We start from the raw sequence: 24,878 nt of genomic DNA, 5'->3' as shown, positions 1-24,878 counted from the left end.
ACAACATGTCTTTCAATATCGGCCTTAGCGGTCTGTACGCGGCCAACAAGCAACTGGACGTCACCGGCAACAACATTGCCAACGTCAGCACCACCGGCTTCAAGTCGTCGCGCGCCGAGTTCGCCGACGTCTACGCGGGCGCCAACCGCCTCGGCGTGGGCAAGAACCAGATCGGCAACGGTGTGCGTCTGGCCGCCGTTTCCCAGCAGTTCAGCCAGGGTGACATCAACAACACCGGCAACGTGCTGGACATGGGTATCCAGGGCCAGGGCTACTTCGTCCTGTCCAACAATGGCGCGCAAGTCTACACCCGTGCCGGTGCGTTCCAGACCAACAAGGACAGCTACGTCGTCACCTCCGACGGCCTCAAGCTGCAGGGTTATGCCGCCGACGCCAACGGCAAGATCCAGACCGGTATGCTCACCGACCTGAAGATCGACACCTCGGCGTTGCAGCCCAAGGCCACCACGCTGATCGACCAGGGCATCAACCTGAACTCCTCGGCTGACTCGATCGCCCTGCCGGCCACCCCGCCAGCGGCCGGCGACATCGTCTTCGACCCGGCCGACGAGACCTCGTACACCAAGTCCTTCCCGACAAAGGTTTACGACAGTCAGGGCAACGAGCACACCATGGAGCAGTTCTATCGCAAGACCGATACGAACGAGTGGACCATGTACACCCTGGTCGACGGCCGTAACCCGTTCGACCCGAGCAGCACCGAGCCGCTGACCGGCACCATCAGCTTCAACAGCGATGGCTCGGTCAAGACCATGGCCACCGATCAGACCAACGTGCCGGCAGGTGCCGAGTGGGATGTGACCAACAGCACCTTCACCATGAAGGGCTGGATCCCGGCAGAGAAGGATGCTGCCGGTAACTGGGCATCCAACGGTTCGGTGGGCAACGCCGACGGTATCCGCCTGGCAATGAACAGCACCACCTCGTACAACACCGATACCGCGCGCGGGTCGCAATCCCAGGACGGCTATGCCACCGGTATCCTGTCGAGCCTGTCGATCGACTCCACCGGTGTGATGTTCGCCAGCTTCAGCAACCAGCAGTCGCGTGCCATCGGCCAGGTGGCAATCGCCAGCTTCGCCAACGAGCAGGGCCTGCAGCAGATCGGTGGCACCCGCTGGACCGAGACCTACTCCTCGGGCATCCCCGGCATCGATGCGCCAACCACCGGTACCCTGGGCAGCGTCGAGTCCAACTCGCTGGAGGCGTCCAACGTCAACCTGACCCAGGAGCTGGTCGAGCTGATCAAGGCGCAGAGCAACTACCAGGCCAACGCCAAGACCATCTCCACCGAAAGCACCATCATGCAGACCATCATCCAGATGACGTGATGGGCCGCTGAGGCTCGCGGGTAGTCGAACCCCTTTTTCGGAAGGGGTTCGTCGTTTTGAGGGAAGGCTCATGAAAGCACTGATCGTCGCCTGCGTTGCCGCGTTCTGCCTGCTGCAGGCACACGCTGGCACGGCGCCGTGGTGGCGCTGGGAAAGTCAGGTCGATGGCCGGCTGGTCTGCTCCCAGTGGTCGCCCGGCAAGGGCTGGAAACGCTTTGCCGGGCCATTCAACAACGCGGGCTGCCGCGAGCTGCAGTAGCGTTGCCGCGACCGGCAAGCTGGCGCCGGATATCCGACGTCGGTATTTCCCCGATCTCCCGCAAAGGCCCGTATTCACGGGCTTTTTCATGTTTTTTGAAAGTTGGTTCGGAACTTGCTTTATTGCCTGCACAGCAACGGCGAGCGGCAAGCAATCGCCAGTGCAGCGGAGGATGACTGTGGACAAGATGCTATACGTGGCCATGACCGGCGCCAGCCAGAACGCGCTTGCGCAGAAGGCCCATGCCAACAACCTGGCGAACATTTCCACCAACGGTTTCCAGCGCGACCTGGAGCAGGCGCGCTCGATCCCGGTATTCGGTGACAGCTTTCCGTCGCGCGCCTTCGCCCTGAGCGAGCGTCCGGCCACTGACTTCAGTGCGGGCGCCATGGTCGAGACCGGGCGCGAGCTGGACGTCGCCGTCGCTGGCGAAGGCTTTATCGCCGTGCAGGCGCCGGATGGCAGCGAAGCCTATGTGCGCACCGGCAGCCTCAATGTCGACGCCCTCGGCGTACTGCGCGCCGGTAACGGCATGCCGGTGATCGGCAACGGCGGCCCGATCGCCATTCCGCCGGAGCAGAAGGTCGAAGTGGGCCAGGACGGCACCATCAGCATCCGAGCCATGGGCGAGGACCCGCGAGTGATGGCCGAAGTCGACCGGATCAAACTGGTCAACCCGGACACCAAGGGCCTGACCAAGGGCCAGGACGGCATGATCCGCACCGCCAGCGGCCAGCCGGCCGATGCCGACATCAACGTCAAGGTGGTGTCGGGCTTCCTCGAGTCGAGCAACGTCAATGCCGTCGAGGAAATGACCTCGGTGCTGGCGCTGTCCCGTCAATTCGAACTGCACGTCAAGATGATGAACACGGCCAAGGAAGGCGACGAAGCCATGGCGCGTGTTTTGCAAATCGGCTAATCACATTTGAACGGGTGCCGTAAAACAGGCGCACGAGGAGAACACTATGCTTCCGGCTCTTTGGGTCGCTAAAACCGGCCTGTCCGCTCAGGACACCAACCTGACGGTCATTTCCAACAACCTGGCCAACGTCTCGACCACCGGTTTCAAACGTGATCGTGCCGAATTCCAGGACCTGCTCTACCAGATCAAACGCCAGCCGGGCGCCCAGTCGACCCAGGACAGCGAACTGCCGTCGGGCCTGCAAGTGGGTACCGGTGTGCGCATCGTCGGCACCCAGAAGAACTTCCAGACCGGCAGCCTGCAGACCACCGAAAACCCGTTGGACCTGGCCGTCAATGGCCGTGGCTTCTTCCAGGTGCTGCAACCGGACGGTACCGTTTCGTATACCCGCGACGGCACCTTCCACCTGAACTCCGACGGCCAGGTCGTCACCGCCAACGGCTTCGCCCTGGAGCCAGCGATCGTCGTGCCTAACGATGCGCAGACCTTCACCGTCGGCCAGGACGGCACCGTGTCGATCACCACCGCCGGCAACGCGGCCGCGCAGATCATCGGCAACCTGCAGACCGCCGACTTCATCAACCCGGCCGGCTTGCAGGCGATGGGCAACAACCTGTTCCTGGAAACCGCTGCCAGCGGCGCGCCACAGGTCGGTACCCCAGGCCTGAACGGCTTTGGCACGACCCTGCAGCAGACCCTGGAAAACTCCAACGTCAGCACCGTCGAAGAGTTGGTGAACATGATCACCACCCAGCGTGCCTACGAGATGAACTCCAAGGTCATCTCCACCGCCGACCAGATGCTGTCGTTCGTTACCCAGCAGCTGTAAACCCCAGGTCGCTGTTGCAGCGTCTGTTCCACCATGAGGTAAGTGTCATGAAGCGTCTGTTGTCCGTATTCGCCCTGGGGGGGGCGGTGTTGTTGGCCGGTTGCGTCGGTCCGACGCCCAAACCCAACGACCCGTACTACGCGCCGGTGTTGCCGCGCACCCCGTTGCCGGCGTCGGCCAACAACGGTTCGATCTACCAGGCCGGTTTCGAACAGGACATGTACGGCGACCGCAAGGCGTTCCGGGTCGGTGACATCATCACCATCACCCTGAACGAGCGGACCTCGGCGAGCAAGAACGCCAACTCGCAGATCGACAAGGACAGCACCGCCAACCTCGGCCTGACCTCGTTGTTCGGCGCGATCCCCAACACCAACAACCCGTTGGGCAGCGGTGACCTGACGCTCGATGCCGGCTACAGCGGCAGCCGTGCGACCAAGGGTGAAAGCAAGGCGGCCCAGGGCAATACCCTGACCGGTTCGATCACGGTCACCGTCGCCGAGGTGCTGCCCAACGGCATCATCGCCGTGCGCGGCGAGAAGTGGATGACCCTCAATACCGGTGACGAGCTGGTGCGTATCGCCGGCCTGATCCGTGCCGACGACATCGCCACCGACAACACCGTGCCGTCCACGCGGATCGCCGATGCGCGCATCACCTATTCGGGCACCGGCTCGTTTGCCGATGCCAGCCAGCCGGGTTGGCTGGACCGCTTCTTCATCAGCCCGCTGTGGCCTTTCTGAGTGCGGATGCCCATGTTCAACTTCAGGCAGCTGATTGCCGCAACCCTGCTCATGTCCTGTGCGTTCGCCGCTCACGCCGAACGCCTCAAGGACATCGCCAGTATTTCTGGCGTGCGCACCAACCAGCTGATTGGTTATGGCCTGGTGGTGGGTCTGAACGGCACGGGTGACCAGACCACCCAGACCCCGTTCACCCTGCAGACCTTCAACAACATGCTGTCGCAGTTCGGCATCAAGGTGCCGGCCGGTTCCGGCAACGTGCAGCTGAAGAACGTTGCCGCCGTGTCGGTGCATGCCGACCTGCCGGCCTTCGCCAAGCCCGGCCAGGTGGTGGACATCACCGTCTCCTCTATCGGTAACTCCAAGAGCCTGCGCGGCGGCAGCCTGCTGATGACCCCGCTCAAGGGTATCGACGGCAACGTCTACGCGATTGCCCAGGGCAACCTGGTGGTCGGCGGCTTCGACGCCGAGGGCCGCGACGGCTCGAAGATCACCGTCAACGTGCCGTCGGCCGGCCGTATCCCCGGTGGCGCCAGCGTCGAACGCGCCGTGCCGAGCGGTTTCAACCAGGGCAACAGCCTGACCTTGAACCTCAATCGGCCGGACTTCACCACTGCCAAGCGCATCGTCGACAAGGTCAACGAGCTGCTCGGCCCAGGCGTTGCCCAGGCCCTGGACGGTGGTTCGGTCCGTGTCAGCGCGCCGATGGATCCGAGCCAGCGGGTCGACTACCTGTCGATCCTCGAGAACCTCGAGATCGATCCGGGGCAGGCGGTGGCCAAGGTCATCATCAACTCGCGCACCGGCACCATCGTCATCGGCCAGAACGTCAAGGTGTCGCCGGCAGCGGTGACCCACGGCAGCCTGACCGTGACCATTACCGAAGACCCGATCGTCAGCCAGCCGGGGCCGTTCTCCAACGGCGAGACGGCCGTGGTGCCACGCTCGCGGGTCAATGCCGAGCAGGAAGCCAAGCCGATGTTCAAGTTCGGCCCGGGCACCACCCTGGATGAGATCGTCCGGGCGGTGAATCAGGTCGGGGCGGCGCCCAGCGACTTGATGGCCATCCTTGAAGCGCTGAAACAGGCCGGCGCCTTGCAAGCCGACCTGATCGTCATCTGAGGGGCTGACGCATGGAATCCAAGAGCCTGGTCTCGACCCAAGCCGACAGCGGTGCCTACACCGACCTCAATCGCCTGAGCTCGCTCAAGCACGGTGATCGCGACAGCGAAGCCAACGTGCGCAAGGTCGCCCAGGAGTTCGAGTCGCTGTTCATCAGCGAGATGCTCAAGGCGTCGCGCAAGGCCAGCGATGTGCTGGCCGCCGACAACCCGATGAACACCGAGACGGTCAAGCAGTACCGCGACATGTACGACCAGCAGCTGGCCGTGAGCATGTCCCGCGAAGGCGGCGGTATCGGTTTGCAGGACGTGCTGGTGCGCCAGTTGTCCAAGCAGAAGAACCCGGTCACCTCGGTCAACCCGTTCCTGCGCGGCGAGGGCACTGGCCCGGCGCTGTGGGGCACCAAGGTGAGCGATACCGCGGCCAGCGGCGCAACCGCCAGCACCAGTACGCGCAACGATGTCGCGGCGCTCAACGCCCGGCGTCTGTCGTTGCCGGGCAAGCTCACCGATCGCCTGCTGGCCGGCATCGTGCCGTCAGCCGGCAACCCGGCGTCCACCACTAACGCCGCGGCGCTGCCGGCGCGTGACGGCCAGTTGGTCAATGGCGTGATCAAGGGTGACTGGGAGCCAGCGCAAGCCTTTGCTGCCGCAGACGGCGGTACGCGCATCCTCGGGCGGGCCATGGCGCAGCCACCGCTGGCGCCGAAAAAGGCCTTCGGCAACAGTGACGAATTTGTAGCGACCATGCTGCCAATGGCGGAACAAGCCGCCAAGCGCATCGGCATCGACCCCCGTTATCTGGTCGCCCAGGCGGCGCTGGAAACCGGCTGGGGCAAATCGGTGATGCGCACCACAGATGGCAGCAGCAGCCACAACCTGTTCGGCATCAAGGCTACCGGCAATTGGCAGGGCGGCGAAGCGCGGGCGATCACCAGCGAGTTTCGCGACGGCGCATTCGTCAAGGAGACGGCGGCGTTCCGTGCCTACGACTCTTACCAGGACAGCTTCCACGACCTGGTCAGCCTGCTGCAGAACAATTCCCGCTATCAAGATGCGGTGAAGTCAGCCGATAACCCAGAACAGTTCGTGCGAGAGCTGCAAAAGGCCGGGTACGCAACCGACCCGAACTACGCCAGCAAGATCTCGCAGATCGCAAAACAGATGAAGTCGTACGAGAGCTACGCGTCGCTCGGTACTACCACGCAACTTTAAGGATCCAGCCCCATGGCGAGTTTGCTCAATATTGGCATGTCCGGCCTTGGCGCCGCTCAGTCTGGGATGTATACCCTGGGCAACAACATCGCCAACGCCGATGTCGAAAGCTATTCGCGCCAGCAGAACGTGCAGAAGACCAGCGGCGGGCAGCAGGTTGGCCAGGTCTTCATCGGTACCGGCACCACCTTGGCCGACGTGCGCCGGGTGTACAACGCGTTCCTCGAGAACCAGTTGCGTACCACCACGTCGCTGTCCAGCGATGCCACGACCTACCTCAATCAGATCACGCCGCTGGACACTGCCCTGTCGAGCGCCGACACCGGTATCACCGCTGCCTTGCAGAGCTTTTTCAGCGCCATGCAGGACGCCTCGGCCAAGCCGACCGAAGACGCCTCGCGCCAGCTGCTGCTGAGCAGCGCGCAGACCCTGGCCAAGCGTTTCAATACGCTGTCCGCCCAGCTCAACCAGCAGAACAGCAACACCAACAGCAATATGACCTCGCTGGCCAATCAGGTGAACAACCTGACCAAGACCATCGCCGATCTCAACGAACAGATCTCCAAAGTCGGCGTGGTCACCGGCCAGCCCAACGATCTGCTCGACCAGCGTGACGGCGCAGTGCGCGAGCTGACGTCGCTGATCGGCGCGGACGTGGTCGAGCAGAAAAACGGCAACTACGACATCTACCTGAAAAACGGTCAGGCGCTGGTACTGGGCAACACCACCCAGACCCTCGGCGTCGAGCCGACCGCCACCGATCCGACCCGCATGAGCCTGATCCTCAATCGTGGCTCGACCAAGATGGACATCACCAACAGCACCACCGGTGGTGAGCTCGGCGGCCTGATCCGTTACCGCAAAGAGACCCTCGACCCGGCGCTCAACGAGCTCGGCCGCGTGGCGCTGGTAGTGGCTGATGCGATCAACAGCCAGTTGGCCCAGGGCATCGACAAGGACGGCAACTTCGGTGCCAGCCTGTTCGGCGACATCAACAGTGCCAAGGCCATCGGCGAGCGCAGCATTGCCAAGCAGGGCAATACCGGCACCGGCAACTTGAACGTGACCATTGCCGACACCGGCAAGCTCGGCACCAGTGACTACCAGGTAACCTTCAACAACCCGCTGAACCTGAAAGAGTACACCGTGCGCAAGTTGCCGGAAGGCACCGATATGGGCACGCACAACCTCGATGACGACCCGGCGCCGGTCTTCGACGGCTTCACCCTGGCGGGCAACGGCGGCACGTTCGCTGCCGGCGACAGCTTCAAGATCACTCCGACGCGCAACGCTGCGGCCACTATCGAGTCGGTGCTGACCGACCCCAAGCGCCTGGCACTGGCCTCGCCGCTGACCGCGACCAGCGGTTCGGGCAACAAAGGCACCGGGGTCATCACCCAGCCAAATCTGACCAGCGAGCTGGATATCTATGACGCCGCCGAGCTGAACAAGCTGCAGACCGGCCTCAAGTACTCCACCCCGGTCAAGCTGGTGTTCGGCGATGACGGCGCCTCGCCGCAGAGCTACACCCTGTACAACTCCACGGGTGATTCGATCGGTACCGGCACCATCATCCCCGGCCAGGACAACAAGCTGCAATTGTCGGTGCCCCTGACCGATGCCAATGGCAACGCGCTCGGCGGCAACTTCACCTTCGAGATGAACGTCAACGGCGCGCCCAAGAACGGCGACAGCTACAGCGTGGCGTTGACCGGTGCGGGCTCGGCGGATAACCGCAATGCCCAGTCGGTGATCGACCTGCAAACCAAGTCGACCGTGGATGTTGGCACCAACGGCAAGGGCATCAGCATCACCGACGCCTATGCCAAGCTTGTCTCCAATGTCGGCGGCAAGGCCGGCCAGGCGCAGATGGACAGCGACGCCACGGGCGCGCTGCAGAAGTCTGCCCTGGACAGCCGCAACTCGTTGTCGGGCGTTTCGGTCGATGAAGAGACCGGCAACCTGATCAAGTTCCAGCAGTACTACACCGCGTCGTCGCAGATCATCAAGGCGGCCCAGGAAACCTTCGCCACCTTGATCAACAGCCTTTAAGGAGCCGTAGACCGTGCGCATTTCCACTTCGCAGTTCTACAACACCAACAGCGCCAATTATCAGCGCAACTTCGCCAACCTGGACAGGACTCGGCAAGAGGCTTCCGACGGTCTGCGCATTCGCAGCGCTGCTGATGATCCGGTTGGCGCCGCGCGCTTGCTGCAGCTTGAGCAGCAGCAGAACATGCTCAAGCAATACAGTGGCAACATCACCAACGTGCGCAATGCGCTGGGTAGCACCGAGAGCACCCTGAACGCGATCGGCAGTATCCTGCAGCGGGTCAACGAACTGGCGATCAGTTCCGGCAACGCCGGCTTCACCGATGCTGACCGCAAGGCCAACGCCGACGAGTTGTCGTCGCTGGAAGATCAGCTGTTCTCGCTGATGAACAGCAAGGACGAGAACGGCAAGTACCTGTTCTCGGGCTCCAAAGGCGATACCCCGCCGTATGTGAAGAATGCCGACGGCACCTTCAGCTACCAGGGTGACCAGAGCAGCCTGGTCCTGCAGGTCGGCGACATGCTCAGCCTGGCCGCCAACGAGACCGGCTACAGTGCCTTTGAACAGGCGCTCAATACCAGCCGTACCGAGGCCCGGCAGACTGCGCCGAGCCCGGATGACGGTCGCGTCAACCTGTCCAATGGTCAGGTCACCGGCAGTGTGGTGTTCAATGATCGCTTCCGTGGCGGCGAACCCTACACTGTCGAGTTCGTCAGCAGCACGCAGATCAAGATCACCGCAGCCAATGGCGACGACGTCACCAGCGAAGCGACCCAAGGCGGCAAGTTCGATCCAAATGGTACTAACACCATGATCAACTTCCGCGGTGTCGACCTGCGCCTGGAGATCAGCTTCAAGGACGGTGACAGCGCCGATCCGGATGCCGCCATCAGTGGCCACACCTTCACCCTGGGTGCCAAGGAAGACACTGTCAGCGGCACGCGCAGTGCGGGCAACGGTGTCAGCGGCAGCCAGCTGACCGGTGCCAGCATCTCGGACCAGGACAAGTACAAGGCCGCCTTCCCGGCGGGCGGCGCGGTGCTCAAGTTCTCCGAAACCGATCCGACCCAGTTCGACCTGTACGCCGCGCCTTACAGCCCCGACAGCCGCCCGATCGGCAGCGGCACGTTGTCTGGCTCTGGCGCCAACACCACGGCCACCGTGGCCGGCTTGACCTTCAAGTTCTCCACAGAGCCGGATGCCGGTGACTCGTTCGCGATCAAGGCCGACACCCATCAGACCCAGAACGTGCTCGACACCATCAGCCAACTGCGCACCGCGCTGACCACGCCGATCGACAACGACCCGGTGGCCAGGCAGAACTTCCTCGCTTCGCTGGATTCGGCCATCGGCAACGTCGCCAGTGGCATCAACCAGGTCAGCTCGTCGATCAGCTCGATTGGTGGTCGCGGTCAGGCGCTGGATGTGCAAGCCGAGACCAACGAATCGCTGAGTACCGAGAACACCAAGACGCAAAGCTCGATCCGCGAAAGCGATCCGGCCGAAGTGATGATCCGTCTGCAAATGCAGAGCAACATGCTGCAAGCTTCGCTGCAGGCCTACGCCAAGGTGGCCGGGCTGTCGCTGCTCAACTACATCTGATCCCCTCTCGTGTCAGCGGTCGCGCGGTGCCTGGTAACGGGCGCTGCGCGAACCTTCTCCCAGGTTCCCCATCGTGAATCATTCGGCTCTCGTCAGCATCGTCATTCCGGCATTCAACCCCGAGTTTTTTCAGAACGCGTTGATGAGTGCGCTCAACCAGGACTATCCGCACCTGGAAGTGGTGGTCTGCGACGACAGTCAGGGCGAGGACATTCAACGTATCGTCGACGAGGTCAGCGGCCAGACCGGTAAGCCCGTCCGCTATCTGCGCAACGCGCAAACGCTGGGGTTCAGCCGCAATCTGCTGGTCTGCCTGGCGCAGGCGCGCGGCGACCTGGTCAAGTTTCTGTGCGATGACGACCTGTTGTTCACCGACTGCGTGAGCTTGCAGGCCGCGGTGATGACCGAGCGCGCCGATGTCAGCATGACCATCTGCCAGCGCATGCTCTGCGCTGCGGACGACTCATTGCTGCCCTCACGCATGCTCAACATGGTGATGTGCCCGGATGACGCTGTGGTCAAAGGCACCGACCTGCTCGAGGCGTTGGAGCATGCGACGCCCAACCTGTTCGGTGGCCTGAGCAGTGCGCTGCTGCGGCGAGGTCTGGTCGAAGAATTCCTGCCGCAACTGGTGCAGGAGGGCCAAGGCTTTGTCGCACGCCTGGACCTTGCGCTGTACATCTGCATGCTGCGCCGCGGCAACCTCGGCCATCTGGATCGCTTCCTGTGTCTCGAGCGCCTGCATCCGCGCCGGCTGAGTCATCAGAGCAGCATCACTTTGCTGTATCCGGTCGAGAGTGACTGGATCAAGGCGATGCTGCTTGCCCGCAGCAGTGAGGCAGCGCCTGCCAAGGGTTGGGTGCGTTATGTGCCGCTGCTCGACTATGTCGATGAGCAAAGCACGCTGTGGCAGGAATATGACCTCAACGGTCTCGGTGCCTTGCAGAACGCGCGGACCCAGCAGCAGGTCGGCAGCGACTGCATGTCCTTCGAGGAGGTCTACGCGCAGTGGCTGGAGTGCCGCACGCTGACGCCGGCCCAGCTCAAGTTGCTGCCCAAGCGTATTCAGCAGTGGCCTGCGCAACCGCGCATCGTCGCCGTGATCTGGGCCGAGCCCGGGCAGGAACACGCGCTGCGCACGACGCTCGACAGTCTGGCGCTGCAGTCCTATCCAGTGACTGCTTGCTGGGTGCTGGCGCCGGCGCAGATGAAGTTGGCCCCGGCTGCCAACCTTGAACACCTGCCGTTGCAGGATGACGGCCTGGCGCAATTGCAGCGCCGCCTGGAGCACGCGGACGACGCTGACTGGGTCTTCCTGTTGCAGGCTGGCGACCGGGTAGTCCCGCATGCACTGGCGATCATGGCCGAGCGCATGGTCCTGCGCGATCGTGCTTGCCTGTATCTCGACGAGGACAGCCACGACGGCGTCAGCGCCAGCGTGCCGATCTTCAAGCCTGACTTCAATCTCGACCTGATGCGCAGCCTGCCTTACGTCGGTCGCCTGCTGGCCTTTGAGTGCAAGGCGCTGCGTGAAACCGGCGGGTTCGATGCCGACTTTGGTGTGTTGGCCCCGCATGACGTGCTGTGGCGTCTGGTCGAAAGTCGTGGTTTGCACGTCATCGAACACATCGATGAACTGCTGGTGCACAGCCAGTGCAGTTTCAACCAGTGGCTTGGCGACCCGCGTTGCATCGCCCAGGCGCCGCGTGTGGTTCAGGCGCACCTGCGCCGCCTTGGGGTAGAGGCCGAAGTGACCTGCGCCCCCGATCGGGCTCTGTGTCAGGTCAGCTACCTGCACGAAGGGCTGGCCGGGGTGTCGATCCTGCTCGATGTCGGTACTGACTTGAACGGCGCCCGACGGTGTCTTGAGTCGCTGTTCGAGCACACCGCGTACAGCAATTTTGAAGTGCTGCTGGTCGCTCCGTCCGAGCCGTTACCGGAGCTGCGCCACTGGCTCGAAGCCATGCAGGGTTTGGGCAGCGACCAACTGCGCGTGATCAGCGTCGCCAGCGACAGCCGCGTGGCCCGCCTCAATCAAGCCACCGCGAGTGCCCGTGGCGACTACCTGCTGATGCTCGACAGCGCCTGTGTGGCCTTCGATGCACGCTGGCTGGCGCAACTGATGGCCCAGGCCCGCCGGCCTGAGGTCGGGGTGGTCGGTCCCAAGCTCTGCAACGCCGCCGGCGGCGTGTTCAGTGCGGGTCTGATCCTGGGCCTGCATGGTGAAGTCGGCGGCCCGTTTGTCGGGATGCCGGCAGATGCCAGCGGCTACCTGTACCGACTGGTATCTGCACAGAATCTGAGTGCGCTGTCGCTTGACTGCATGCTGGTGCGCCGTGAAGTGTTCGAGAGCGTCGGCGGCTTCGATGTCGAGTCCCTGCAAGGTGGCTTGCACGAGGCCGACCTGTGTCTGCGCGTCAGTGAGGCGGGGTACCTGCTGGTATGGACCCCGGCTGCTTTGCTGGCAAGGTTGTCCGGGCCTGCGCCGCTGCCCGTGGCCAGCGCGTGCAAGGCCAGCGACAGTGCTGTCTTCTATCAGCGCTGGCTGAGCAAGATCGCCCGCGACCCGGCCTACAATCGCAATCTCAGCCTGAAGATGGCCAGCTTCACGCTCGAGCCAGGTCGGCGTCAGGGCTGGGACCCGTTCATCAAACGGGTGCTGCCATCGGTGCTGGCATTGCCGGTGAACTCCTCTGCGGTCGGCCACTACCGCATGTCGCATCCTTTCCAGGAGCTGGAGAATGCTGGCTGGATCCAGGGGCGCCTGGACTACAGCCTGCCGAGCCTGATCGAGCTGGAGCGGGAAAAGCCCGACGTGGTGATCGTTCAGTACCGCAGCAAGGCGAGTTCGGTTGCCCACCTGCAGCAACTGCTGCCGTCCTCCAATGCACGGTATGTCTACGAGATCGACGACTACATCATCGATGTCCCCAAGCGCAACGACCACTCGCGCAACATTCCTGGGGATATCCGCGAACTGATCCAACGGAGCATCGGCCTCTGCGATCGCCTGGTGGTGTCCACCGAGCCGTTGGCGGATGCCCTGTCGAGCATGCACAACGACATCCGGGTGGTGCCCAACATGCTGGCCGCACGCATCTGGTCGGGGTTGTCCAGCGCTCGCCAGACCACAGCCCGCCCGCGCGTGGGCTGGGCGGGCGGTACCAGCCACCGCGGCGATCTGGAGTTGTTGCTGGAGGTGGTCAAAACCCTGGCTGATGAGGTCGACTGGGTGTTCTTCGGCATGTGCCCGGAGTCCCTGCGGCCCTACGTCAAGGAATTCCATCAAGGCATCCCGATGGCGCTGTATCCGCAGAAACTGGCCAGCCTCAACCTGGACCTTGCGCTGGCGCCGCTGGAGCAGAACCTGTTCAACGACTGCAAGAGCAATCTGCGCCTGCTCGAATACGGCGCCTGCGGCTTCCCGGTGATCTGCTCGGATACCAAGGCTTATGCCGGGTATCTGCCCTGCACACGCGTCGCCGGCAACAGCCCGCAGGCCTGGCTTGAGGCGATTCGCATGCATCTGGCCGATCCGGATGCCAGCTATCGCCAGGGCGATGCCTTGCGTGAAGCGGTGCTGCGCGATTACGTGCTTACCGAGCGCCATCTGCAGCATTGGGCCAACGCCTGGCTGGCTGACTGAAGCGCCACCACGGCGCTTCGTGACAACACTGAATTTTGAGCATCGGGTACCCCATGACTGAACAATCCACTGTGAACACCTCGCCGGCCCTCGATATCAGTGTGCTGCTGCTGGGCAGCGCCGATCACGATTATCGCGCGCGCGCCACTGCCTACCTGGTGGGTCACGGCTGCCAGCCACGGGTGGTCGACGGCAACAGTGTCGAGCATCTGCGGGCGGCCCTTGCGCAGGCGCTCGAGCAGCTCACGACGCCCTTCGTCGTGCTGGCCAGAGACAGCGAATTCCTTTTGCTCGATGCCTTGCGCGAGGCGCAGCAATGGCTGTCGGCGCATCCACAGGTGCAGGGCGCGCAGGGCTATGCACTGGGCATGCGCCCAGGTAACAGCACGGTCAGCTATCACCGTCTGGGCGAAACTGCCCATCAGCAGGTGCCGGGCGATGTCCGCGAACGCTTGTTGCAACACGCCCTGAGCGGGTTGCAGCCCTGGCGCGCGGTACTGCGGGTGGATGCCTTGCGTGCTGCGCTGGCCGAGGCGCCGAACAATCTTGAGGGCGACGACTGGTTGCTGGGTCTGTCCTTTGCCCTGCTTGGCCAGGGCGAGATCCACGTGCTCGAACAGACCATGGTGGTCAGTGAGTGCTTCGAGCAGCCGCTCGATGCCGATGCGCTGGCGCCTGCGGTGCGTGTGCTGCGTCAGTGGGATGAGCAGCAGGGCGGTGTTTTCGCTGATGAGGACGGCTTTGCCATCTTGCGCCAGTTTGTCCTGACCACCGGCTCGATCGGCGCTGCGCCCTTGCTGTTCGTCTCACCCTGGACCAGCGTTGTCCACGAGCCGGTACGCAGTTTTGAAGCACGGCAATACGTTGAACTGCCTTACTACAATGCCAAGTTGTTCAAGCAACTGTCGGCACTGGAGTTCCTGCTTCACGCCTGGCCGGTCGGCAAAGCCCATGTGCGGGCAGTAGAGGGCGCCTGGGTACGTCAGCGCGACCTGCTGCAACAGCACCCCAGTGACAACCTTGGCACGCTGCGTGGGCGATACTGGCAGGCACTCTCGGTCAACATGTTCGCGCCTCGGGTCTGTCAGTTGCTGCTCGATGCATTGACCGAGGACGACGACCAGGAGCGCCGCGAGCTCGAGTGCTGGCTGGCCCTGCTGGAGCAGGTCGGCGCCCCGCAGTTGTCGCAGCGTCTGGCGCGCACGCCATCCGGCGGCGTTCTGCAGGCACTTGCCGAGGCCACCCTCGATGCGTCAGGCCGCAAGCGCGTACAGGCCCATCTGGCTGCCACCAAGGCGGTGCCGCTGGCATTGTTGGTGGTTGATCTTGAGGACGATAACGAGGCCTTGCAGCGCACCTTCGACAGCATCGCTGGCAGCGGTCTGCGCGATTTTCGCATCGTCGTGCTGAAGGCCGGCAACCTGCCGGCGATCACCACTGCGCGCGACACCTTGCACTTCGTCAAGGTCACTGCCGAGAGTGTCGTTTCCCACCTCAACCAGGTCACCCGGCAACTGCCAAGCGACTGGCTGATGCTGTTGCAGGCCGGCGACGAGTTGGCCGGTAGTGGCTTGCTGCGGCTACAGGTCGAATTGGCGCAAGCGCCTGACTGCAAGGCGGTCTGTGGCAATGAAGTGCAACGCGACAGTGAGGGTCGGTTGATCGCGATCCAGCGCCCGGGGGCTGATTTCGACCTGCTGCGCAGCCGTCCCGACCTGATGGCGCCGCACTGGCTGATCCGCCGTGACGTATTGCTGGAGATCGGCGGCTACCGCGATGCCAGCCGTCAGGCGCTTGATTTCGATGTGTTGTTGCGCCTGGTTGAAACCCACGGCATGGGCGGTTTGGCGCATGTCGAGGAGTACCTGGTAGTCGGCCGCAACAACGGTGAGGCGATGCTCCCCGATGCACTGCTCACGCTTGACCGGCACCTGCTCCAACTGGGTTATCGCGGCCAGGTCGCGCAAGGGCCGCAGGGTCGACTGCAGATCGATTTCCGCCATCCAGGCACGCCACTGGTGAGTATTCTGCTCGCCGCCGGCGATGACATGCAGCAATTGGCGAGTAGCCTGGCCAGCATTCAGCAGCGGACCCGTTATCCGCGTTATGAAGTGCTGGTCGTGACTCAAGGTGAGCAGCGCCTTGAAGCCAATCTAGGCGGCCGCGCGCGAATGCTCGCCTGTCCTTCCGAGTCACTTGCAAGCCGGCTCAACATGGCGGCCAAAGAAGCCCGCGGCGAGTACCTGGTGCTGCTCAGCGACCGCAGCCAGGTTGCCACTCCGGGTTGGATCGAGGCACTGCTCAATCAGGCGCAGCGCCCTGAGGTCGGGGTGGTGGGCTGTCAGATGCATGACGGCGCGGGCCATGTCAGCCACGCCGGTTACGAACTGCTCGCAAGCCAACAGGTCCATGCCAGCTGGCTGGGTTGTGACGACAGCGCCGAGGCGCTGGGGCTGGACGTGGTGCGCGGCTGTCAGGCGGTTTGCGCTGATGGCTTGATGGTGCGCAGGCAGGTGCTCGATGCGTTGGGCGGACTGAGCCTGGAGCAACCGCTGGATATCGCCCTGTGCCTGCAGGTCGCGCAGGCAGGTCTGCTGGTACTGATGGCGCCCCAGGCGCAGTTGTTCAACCCGGCACTGCCGGTAGTGGCCGAGGCCTCGCTGCAGGCACTGACGGCGCAGATGCCCTGGGCGTTCACCCGTGCCGTCGCTACCGATGGCAGCGCGGGTATCGCTCAGCCGGCAACTTCATCCGGGCCACGCTGGTTGCACGAGCTGGCCTGATTGACGGCAATCAACCAAGCCGGGCGCTGCCCGGCTTTTTTGTGCGCGTTGGCAGACATCTTGCTTCGTGCCCGTGAATACAAGCAAGTGTTGGATTTCTGACTAGGCCAAGCCATGGCCGAGCCCGCATCGGTGTACGCGCCAGCGCTTTCAGCAAATCCGTCATGACGTCAATTAGCAGGAGACATCTTGAACGATTCTCGACGTATCAAGGGCAAGCATGTAGCCATCGATTACGACGCTACCCGCGCCTTCTTCGAATCACGGGGCAAGCGCGAGTACGCCAACGTGCTGAGCGCGACCATGTACCAGGATCACAATGCTGAGCTGGTGGAAAAGCGCGATCAGGCCGAAAAAGCCGCGATGGCCGACATCCTCGGCCTGGGCCAGGTACGGCGGATTCTGGACATCGGTTGCGGCACCGGGCGCTGGGGCTGGTATCTGGCCAGCAACTGTCAGGGGCTTGAGTATCTGGGCCTGGACTTCAGCGCCAGCCTGATCGAAAAAGCTCAGCAAGAGAGCGTCAAGCGGCAGTTGGCGGGCCTGCATTTTCAGGTCATGTCGGCGACTGATATCCAGCCTCAGGCGCTGCTGCTGCAAGCGCCTTTTGACCTGGCGTTGATCTCCGGGCTGTTGATCTATCTGAACGATGCCGACTGCATCAAGGTGCTGCGTGATGCTGCGCAACTGATCGTTGCCGGCGGCGGCATCTACCTGCGTGAGCCGGTGGGTGTCAGCGAGCGCTTCACCCTTGACCGGTTCTACTCCGAAGAACTCGCCGACGAATACTCTGCGATCTATCGCACCGCCGACGAGCTTCGCAAGCTGATGGCGCAGGCCTTCGAGGGCCTGGGCATATTCGTCGAGCACGAAGGCTTTCTGTTCCCTGAAGGCCTGGAAAAACGCGCAGAGACTCGGCAGTACTTTTTCGTCCTGCGCCGTCAAGGAACCGAGCTATGACCACCGCGTACTGCTTCGATCTCGATGGCACCCTGACCCGTCAGGAGCTGTTGCCGCTGATTGCCACCTCGGTGGGTCTGGAAGACGAGATCAGCGCCCTGACCCAGGCCACCATCGCCGGCCTGCTGCCGTTCGACAAGTCGTTCAAGCTGCGCGTCAGGCTGCTGCGCGATGCGCGCCTGGACTGGATTCACGCTGCGCTCGATCAACACGTCGAGTTCGATCCGGCCATTCTCGACTTCATCCGTCGCCACCCTGAGCAGGCGTTCGTGGTGACCGGCAACCTCGACCTGTGGGTAAAGCCTGTGCTCGACAAGCTCGGCATCCACAGCTTCAGCTCGACTGCGCGCCTCGACGGGCACGGCCAGCTGGATGGGGTCGAGCACATTCTGCACAAGGGCGATGCGGTCAGCAGCCTGCGTTCGCGTTTTGACCGCATCGTCGCGGTGGGCGAGGGCATGAACGATGTGCCGATGTTCGAAGCCGCTGACTGGCGCATCGCCTTTGGCGGTGTTCATCAGCCGAACAAAGAGCTGGTCAAACTGAGTGATTTCGTTACCTACGATGGGAAGGCTCTATGTCGCCTGTTAAGCACGCTGTAATCTGCGCCGCCGGGATTGGCTCGCGGTTGGGGCTTAACAAGCCCAAATGCCTGGTCGAAGTGGCCGGGCGCTCGTTGCTTGACTGGCATCTTGAGCGTCTGCAATGGGCCGAAAGCGTCTGGCTGGTGGTCGGCTTTCAGGAAGAAGAGGTGATCGCCCACGCCATCGCCTTGCGCCCCGACCTGATCGTCGTGCGCAACCCCGACTACGCCCGCACCAACACGCTGCAGAGCATCTACCGCGTATCCCGCCATCTCGATGAGCGCCTGCTGGTGCTCGACGCCGATACCGTCATGGATTCGCGCAGTTTCGAGGCGTTCCTGCAGGCGGCCAACGACAACGAACAGCTGATCGGTGTTTCGCCCTACCTGACCAGCGATGGCGTGCGCGTGCAGCTGGACGACAGCGGCACGCAGGTGCTCGGCTTCACCCGCGAGCCGCATTATGCGGTGGAGTGGACCGGCATTGCCGTGATCAAGCCGCAGATCGTGGTTGATCAGCCGATCTTCGTTTATCAAGCGCTGGAAGCCTGCCTGCCGTTGCCCGCCTTCCAGTTGAAGGCGTTCGACATCGACACCACAGCAGATCTGGATATGGCACGTAAAGTCTTTGCGAATCAGTGGGGCGACAATGAGTAATAACCAACAGGGTCAGGTAGCGCGGCAGTTCTGGAGCCAGACCGAGCGCGGCCAGATCGGCCCGGCGCAGCTCTATGAACGCCAGCGCGATTGCCTGCTGACGCACGTTTTGCCGTCGCTGCCGGCAGATGCCCAGGTGCTCGACATTGGCTGCGCGGATGGTGAGTTCAGCTTGCTCTTTGCCCAGATCGCGGCACGGGTGGTGGCGTTCGATGTGGGTGAAAAGCTGATCGACCAGGCGCGGCAGAAAGCCCGCGAGCAACAGATCGACAACGTCGAATTCCACGTTGCCGACGTTTTCCAGTTCTCTTGCGAAGAGCGTTTCGATGCGGTCAGCCTGATGGGTGTATTGACCACCATCAGTGACGATACTGCAGCCGCCCGGGTGGTGTTGCGTGCGCTGGCGCTGCTCAAACCGGGCGGGCAACTGATCCTCAAGGACTCGGTGCTGCTGCAAGGCAGTGAAGCGCGGACCTTGCTCAACGATCAGTACGAAGCCAAGTATCGCCCAGAGTCGCGCTACCTGGCGCTGATCCGTTCACTCGGCCTGCGCGAGGTGGCGCGGCATCCGCTGCTGACCATGCACAACTGTGGCCAGACCAGTGTGCTGTATGTGTTCCAGCCAGTGCTCAGTGAGTCCGCCGCGCTGCCCATCGCCGGGCTGCGCGTGGCCTGCTACGGCAGCATGCCGTTCCACTTCCGCTCGCTGCGGCCGCTGGCTGCCTGTTTTGAAACGAGCCTGCTGAGCCTGTCGATCGAAGAGGTGATGCAGTGGCAGCCGCAGGTGATCGTGGTTGCCGATGGCTGGTCGGTGGAATTCTGGCGCGATTACTGCGATGCCCATCAGGTGTTGCTGATCGGTATGCGCCATGGTTCGGTGACCCGTTACGGCTTTGCCGAGCAGCAGTACAACCATGCCGATTATCTGTGTGGCAGTGTCTGGGATATCGAAGACACGCTGCTCTCCAACGTGCACCCGCGCCACGGTTTTCTGTTGACCGGCAACGCCTGGGTCGATCAGGTGTTCAGGCTGCCAGCACGGCCACTCAGCGATGCTCAGCCGACCATTCTGTTTGCGCCGACCTACAACCCGGAAATCAGCGCAGCGGTGTACTTCGGCGAGCGCATCGTGCCGCTGATCCGTTCGGTCTATCCCCGTGCGCGAATCATCATCAAGCCGCACCCGGCCATCGTCCAGCATGAACACAGCTTTGTGGTCGACAAGGCGCTGTTCCGTGACTTGATGGGCAAGTGGCGCCTGCAGGTCGCTGCCGACCCGTTGCTGGAGTTGGTCGACGACCCTGAAGCGAGCATTGCCGACAGCTTCGCCGAGGCCGACATTCTGGTGGCCGACCGCTCGTCCTTGCTGTTTGAATTCATGGCGCTGGATCGCCCGATCCTGCTCTATTCCAGCGAAGCGCGGGTCGGCCATTGGGAGTACAACCCTGACGCGCCGGGCAATGCCTGGCGTGATATCGGCATGGAGTTTGGCGACGATCAGGCGTTCCTCGAACTGCTGGGCGACGCGTTCAACCTGCACCAGACCCATTGCCGGGCAGCCCAGCGCGAGCGCGTGCAGCAGTTGTATGGCGACTTTGCCGACGGCCGCAGTGCTGAGCGGGTGGCGTCTGCCATCGCTCAGGCGCCACGCCTGCATGTGGTCATCGATGGTCGCCACGGCGCTGACGCAGCGCAGTTGTACCAGGCATTTGAGCAGACCCTGGCGTTCAAGCACATCAGCCTGCTCGGCAGCCAGGCCGAGGCCCAGCAGTGGTTGACGGCACGCGCCGCCAACCCCGGCGCAGACCATAGCTACCTGCTGGTCGATGGCGACTTTGCCGGTATCCCTGGCAGCGCCCATCAGATCAGCGACGGCCTGGCCGCGCTGGCCAGCGGTGCGCTGGATGGGTTGGTGCTGAATCACTCGGGTGTCTTGCCGGTCGAGGCGCCTGCAACCGACAGCCAGGCCTGGGTGCGTGAGCGCCTGCGTGCGGCTTTGCAGCAATGGCAAGGGCAACAGGCTTGGCAATTGCTGCCTGCGCATACCTTGCACCGCAGTTTCGAGCAGTTGCCGTCGGCAGTCGACGACGAGGTCTTCAGCACCCTGTGGCAAACCCTGAATGCTGGCGGGCAACAAGCCCAGTGGCAAAGCGACAAGCTCAATGTCGTTTTGCGTGGGTGGATCCTGCGCATCGTCGGCGGTACGGCAGGCCGCTACTTTGTAGGGCCGAACGCAGCGTTGCAGTTGACCCCAGCGGTCATCGGCCAGGCGCCGTCGACGGCAGCCGTGGAAGTGCTGCTCGGTGCCTTGCCGGGCCAGCAATATGACGTGTTCCCGTTCACCACCCAGGTCTGGGTCAACGGCCGTTACCTGACCGAGGTCACCCTTGGCAACGACGGCGCGCAGCGCCTGCTGCTGCCGTACCAGCCCAACGAGTACGGCGTGACCGATATCGAACTGCGCAGCAGTGGCGCCTTCCCGGGGATGTCCGGGCTGGCCGGGCCGCTGTCGTTGCAGCTAGCGTTCGTTGGTCCGGCAGCGGTGGCGGCACCTGCGCGGGCGCATATTCACCAGATCTTCTATTCGGACGAAACCCGCGCGTTGCTTGAGCCAGGTTACACGCCGCTGGACAACGTCGGTCAGCGTCCGGACTGGGCTGAATACTGGCCAATGCGCAATCTGCTGATGGACAAGCCGCTGGACGAGAATGCCTTCTATGGTGTGCTGTCGCCGCGCTTCAAGCAGAAGACCGGGCTCGACGCCGAGCACGTGTTGCGCTTCGTCGAGTCGGCGCCAGATGACGCTGACGTGTTGCTGTTCCCGGTGTTCTTCCCGGACGGCGCGCGTTACGAAAACATCTTTATCCAGGCGCTGGTGCATCACCCCAATATTTGGCCGGTCTGCGTCGAGATGGCCCGTCAGGTGGCCCCAGGTGTCGATCTCGAGACCCTGGTGATGGACTCGAAGCAAGCGCAGTTCTGCAATTACTTCATTGCCAAACCGCGCTTCTGGCGGCATTGGTTCAGCAAGGCAGAGAGCATCTTCCAGGCGGCTGAGCTGGCCCGTGACGGGCAGTGGTCTACGCCTTACGGCCAGGCGCTGAACATGCCAACCCTGCATCGCGGCACGCAGGGCTACGAGTGCAAGGTGTTTGTCATGGAGCGCCTGCTGTCGTTGCTGCTGGCGACCGATTCGCAATGGCGCGTACACGTCAATGCCGCCATGCTGCCGAGCGCATCCGATGGCGGGTTCACCCCGCAGCTGATCGAACTCGACCAGTTGAAGAGCCGCCTGCGCGAAGCAGACACCGCCGAAGGGCGTCAGGCTTACCTGCAGCTGCGCGAGCAAGTGTTCTGTGAGATCTACGCGCAACCGATCGCCGAGATCATCGCCAATGGCGGCCAGGTCGCAACCGCGACCGAGCAGCTCCAGGCGGCCATGCGTCAGTTCCCGCTGCTGCCGGCAGCGCTGGACGTGCCGGCCTGGCTTGCCGAGCGCACGCCGACCGCGGCGCAGCAGGTGCTGATCGATGAGCGTCTGGCTAATGGCATGCCCAGGATCGGCGTGCTGGTGCTGGATCGCGAAGGCGATGCCGATCGCCTCGACCTGACCTTGCGCAGCTTGAGCCCCGAGCACAACCGCTATCCGGGCCTGAGCATCGTGGTCTTGTCGGCCCTGGAGCTTGGCGCAGCAACCAGCGCTCAGGACAAGCTGCATATCCTGCGCATTGGCAGCGAGCCGCTCCATCCGCTGATCGATCAGGCGGTTCGCGAGGCAGGTTTTGACTGGTTCATGCTGGTCGAGGCGGGCAGCGAGTTCACCGCCAGCGGCCTGCTGGTGGCCGCTCTGGATATGCTCGGTGCGCCCGGTCTGCGTGCTGTTTATGGCGACGAGGTGCTGCGTGTGCCGGGTCTCGGCGAGCAGTTGGCGATGCGCCCGGGGTTGAACCTGGACATGCTGCTCAGCCTGCCCGGTGTGATGGCTCGGCACTGGCTGTTCAGCCGGGATGCCTGGCTGCAGTTGGGTGGCTTCAATGCCGAGGCGGGGGCGGCGGTCGAACTTGACCTGATCTTGCGCCTGATCGAGGACCAGGGCCTGGAGGGCCTGGGCCACGTCAGCGAGCCGCTGCTGATCAGTGACAGTCGAGCACTGCTCGATTGCCCGGACCAGCGCGCGACTATCGAGCGTCATCTGCTTGCCCGAGGCTTCGAGGGGGCGGCAGTGGCAGGGCGAGTGCCGGGTCACTACGAGCTCAACTACGGCGTCGGCGAAAGTGCGCTGGTGAGTATTCTGGTTTCGACCGAGTATGGTCTGGAGCGCGTCCGCCGTTGCCTGGATACCCTCCTCGACAAAACCACCTACCGCACCTTCGAGGTAGTGCTGTTGGATCAGGGCGCTGACGACCCGGACCTGCAAGCCTGGCTTGACGGTGTCGAGCAATTGGGTGGGCAGCTGATCAAGGTGGTGCGCCTGCCCGCTGACTTGTCGTCGGTGCAGGTGCGCAATGTCGCCGCCCAGCAGGCGCAGGGTGAGTTGCTGCTGTGGCTGCACGCGGGTATCGCGGTGCTGGAGACCGATTGGCTGCAGCAACTGGTCAACCATGCATGTCGTCAGGAAGTCGGGGTGGTCGGTGCCAAGTTGCTGGCCAGTGACTGTACCGTGCGCCATGGTGGCCTGGTACTGGGCCTGGATGGCCCGGTGGGGCGCGTGTTCCGAGACCTGCCGATGGCGGGGGCGGGCTATCTGCAGCGGCTGCTGGTCGATCAGAACCACGCCGCGGTCAGCGGTCACTGCATGATGATGGGCAAGGCGTTGTTCATGGAGTCCGGTGGTTTCGACGAAAGCCCCGAGCTGGCCGCCTGGGCTGACGTCGACTTGTGCCTGCGGCTGCATGCTGCGGGTTATCTGAATGTGTGGACGCCGCGCGCTGCGCTGTTGATCAGCGAGACCCCCGAACCTGCCATCACCCGCGAGCAGGAGCAGGCGCTGTACACCCGCTGGTTGCCGCTGCTGGCACGCGATCCGGCGTACAGCACGCACTTCGCGCTAAACGCAGGCAAGGCGTTTCAGGTTGCCCCGAGCCGCCTGAGCTGGGACCCGTTGTCGTCGTGGCGGCCGCTGCCGAAGGTCCTTGCCTGCGCCGTTGAAGGCGAAACTGTGCAGCGCACTGACGAGCCACTGCAAGCGTTGCGACGGGCTGGCCTGGCCGACGGTGCAACGATCCAGACCCAGCTCTCGGTAGCCGAGCTGGAGCGCTATGCGCCGGACAGCGTTGTGCTGCAAAGCCCGCTTGGCCACCCGCAGATCGAGCGTCTGCAGCGTTTGTCGGCGTTCTCGCGGGCATTCAAGGTGCTCGAGCCAGTGCTGGCGCTTGGTGGCGAGAGCGGCCTGGCGCACGATCAGCTGCGCGGCCTGCAGCTTGCCTTTGCCGACCGGCTGGTGGTGGCCAATGAGGCCCTGGCAGATGCCCTGGCCGCTAGCCACTCGTCCATTGTGGTCGTGCCCGATATGCTCGATCCGCAGCATTGGAGCAACCTCGGCGGACGTCGCCGGATCGGCGCCAAGCCGCGCGTCGGTTTGATTGGCGACGCAGCTGATGGCAGTGACCTGGCGGTTGTCGAGGCGTTGGTCATGAGCCTGGCCGGCGAAGTCGAGTGGGTGTTGCTTGGCAACTGCTCGGACGTATTGCGGCCGTATCTGACGGAGCGCCATACGGGCCTGCGGCAGGCTGACTATGCGCAGCAGTTGGCTCGGCTTGATCTCGACCTGGCGCTGGCGCCGCTGCGACCAGGGCTGTTGCGCAACAGCCAGAGCAGCTTGCGTCTGCTCGAGCTGGGCGCGTGTGGCGTGCCGGTGATCAGCAGCGCCCATGCCTGCGACCGCGGCGAGTTGCCCGTGACCCTGGTGGACGAGCGTCTGGGTGATTGGCTGGACGCTGTGCGCATGCATCTGCACGACCTTGACGCCACTGGGCGGCTGGGGGATGCACTGCGCGCTCAGGTACTGCAACATTGCATGCTTGAGGGTGACAACCTGCAGCGCTGGCGCAAGGCCTGGCTGGCTGATTGACGTGCGGCGCGCAACGCCGGCCTGCAACTGACTGCAGGCCGGCGTTGCGCGTGACGTATTTGTCACAACCGTGACTTGGCAGT

At 63.4% G+C, this 24,878-nt stretch carries 15 protein-coding genes; all 15 read left to right on the top strand.

The genetic code is table 11. From position 1 onward, the window contains the following. Window positions 1-5 precede the first annotated feature (5 nt). The 15 genes from flgE to CCOS865_RS18220 all read left to right on the top strand — a co-directional run bounded on the left by flgE (window position 6) and on the right by CCOS865_RS18220 (window position 24,795). On the top strand, window positions 6-1,352 hold the full coding sequence (flgE, locus tag CCOS865_RS18290) for a flagellar hook protein FlgE (RefSeq protein WP_119143399.1): 1,347 nt from the start codon (window positions 6-8) through the stop codon (window positions 1,350-1,352). Between the two features lie 70 nt (window positions 1,353-1,422). Continuing rightward, window positions 1,423-1,611, top strand: coding sequence for a hypothetical protein (locus tag CCOS865_RS18285; RefSeq protein WP_119143397.1), 189 nt, complete (start codon window positions 1,423-1,425; stop codon window positions 1,609-1,611). A 178-nt stretch (window positions 1,612-1,789) separates the two neighbouring features. Beyond that, window positions 1,790-2,530: a flagellar basal-body rod protein FlgF gene (gene flgF, locus CCOS865_RS18280; protein WP_119143395.1), complete on the top strand. Its 741-nt coding sequence runs from the start codon at window positions 1,790-1,792 to the stop codon at window positions 2,528-2,530. A gap of 46 nt (window positions 2,531-2,576) precedes the next feature. Further along, window positions 2,577-3,362 carry a flagellar basal-body rod protein FlgG gene (flgG, locus tag CCOS865_RS18275; protein ID WP_119143393.1) on the top strand — a complete coding sequence of 262 codons (786 nt, stop codon included), beginning with the start codon at window positions 2,577-2,579 and terminating at the stop codon, window positions 3,360-3,362. A gap of 47 nt (window positions 3,363-3,409) precedes the next feature. Continuing rightward, window positions 3,410-4,105 (top strand): flagellar basal body L-ring protein FlgH, encoded by a 696-nt coding sequence (gene flgH, locus CCOS865_RS18270; RefSeq protein WP_119143391.1) that lies wholly within the window; start codon window positions 3,410-3,412, stop codon window positions 4,103-4,105. Window positions 4,106-4,117: 12 nt separating this feature from the next. After that, window positions 4,118-5,227, top strand: coding sequence for a flagellar basal body P-ring protein FlgI (locus CCOS865_RS18265; RefSeq protein ID WP_119143582.1), 1,110 nt, complete (start codon window positions 4,118-4,120; stop codon window positions 5,225-5,227). Between the two features lie 11 nt (window positions 5,228-5,238). After that, the gene (gene flgJ, locus CCOS865_RS18260; protein ID WP_119143389.1) at window positions 5,239-6,441 is read left to right on the top strand and encodes a flagellar assembly peptidoglycan hydrolase FlgJ; all 1,203 of its coding nucleotides are present in this window, start codon (window positions 5,239-5,241) and stop codon (window positions 6,439-6,441) included. Window positions 6,442-6,453: 12 nt separating this feature from the next. Continuing rightward, entirely contained in the window at window positions 6,454-8,493 is a 2,040-nt protein-coding gene (flgK, locus tag CCOS865_RS18255; RefSeq protein ID WP_119143387.1) for a flagellar hook-associated protein FlgK, read from the top strand. A 13-nt stretch (window positions 8,494-8,506) separates the two neighbouring features. Next, complete coding sequence (locus CCOS865_RS18250; protein ID WP_119143385.1) at window positions 8,507-10,096, top strand: flagellar hook-associated protein 3; 1,590 nt, start codon at window positions 8,507-8,509, stop codon at window positions 10,094-10,096. Between the two features lie 73 nt (window positions 10,097-10,169). Next, on the top strand, window positions 10,170-13,742 hold the full coding sequence (locus CCOS865_RS18245; protein WP_119143383.1) for a glycosyltransferase: 3,573 nt from the start codon (window positions 10,170-10,172) through the stop codon (window positions 13,740-13,742). 53 nt (window positions 13,743-13,795) lie between these two features. Further along, on the top strand, window positions 13,796-16,525 hold the full coding sequence (locus CCOS865_RS18240) for a glycosyltransferase family 2 protein (RefSeq protein ID WP_119143381.1): 2,730 nt from the start codon (window positions 13,796-13,798) through the stop codon (window positions 16,523-16,525). Between the two features lie 189 nt (window positions 16,526-16,714). After that, window positions 16,715-17,485: a class I SAM-dependent methyltransferase gene (locus tag CCOS865_RS18235; RefSeq protein ID WP_119143379.1), complete on the top strand. Its 771-nt coding sequence runs from the start codon at window positions 16,715-16,717 to the stop codon at window positions 17,483-17,485. Continuing rightward, on the top strand, window positions 17,482-18,087 hold the full coding sequence (locus CCOS865_RS18230; protein WP_119143377.1) for an HAD-IB family phosphatase: 606 nt from the start codon (window positions 17,482-17,484) through the stop codon (window positions 18,085-18,087). The genes CCOS865_RS18235 and CCOS865_RS18230 overlap by 4 nt, the downstream gene beginning before the upstream one ends. Beyond that, entirely contained in the window at window positions 18,063-18,725 is a 663-nt protein-coding gene (locus tag CCOS865_RS18225; protein ID WP_119143375.1) for a phosphocholine cytidylyltransferase family protein, read from the top strand. Before CCOS865_RS18230 ends, CCOS865_RS18225 begins: the two co-directional genes overlap by 25 nt. Then, complete coding sequence (locus tag CCOS865_RS18220) at window positions 18,718-24,795, top strand: methyltransferase domain-containing protein (protein ID WP_119143373.1); 6,078 nt, start codon at window positions 18,718-18,720, stop codon at window positions 24,793-24,795. Before CCOS865_RS18225 ends, CCOS865_RS18220 begins: the two co-directional genes overlap by 8 nt. Window positions 24,796-24,878: the final 83 nt, after the last annotated feature.

Origin of the sequence: Pseudomonas reidholzensis, assembly GCF_900536025.1 — a bacterium.
Lineage (GTDB): Bacteria > Pseudomonadota > Gammaproteobacteria > Pseudomonadales > Pseudomonadaceae > Aquipseudomonas > Aquipseudomonas reidholzensis.
Note: the sequence above shows the minus strand (reverse complement) of the source record. Positions and strands in the feature narration are given on the sequence as shown.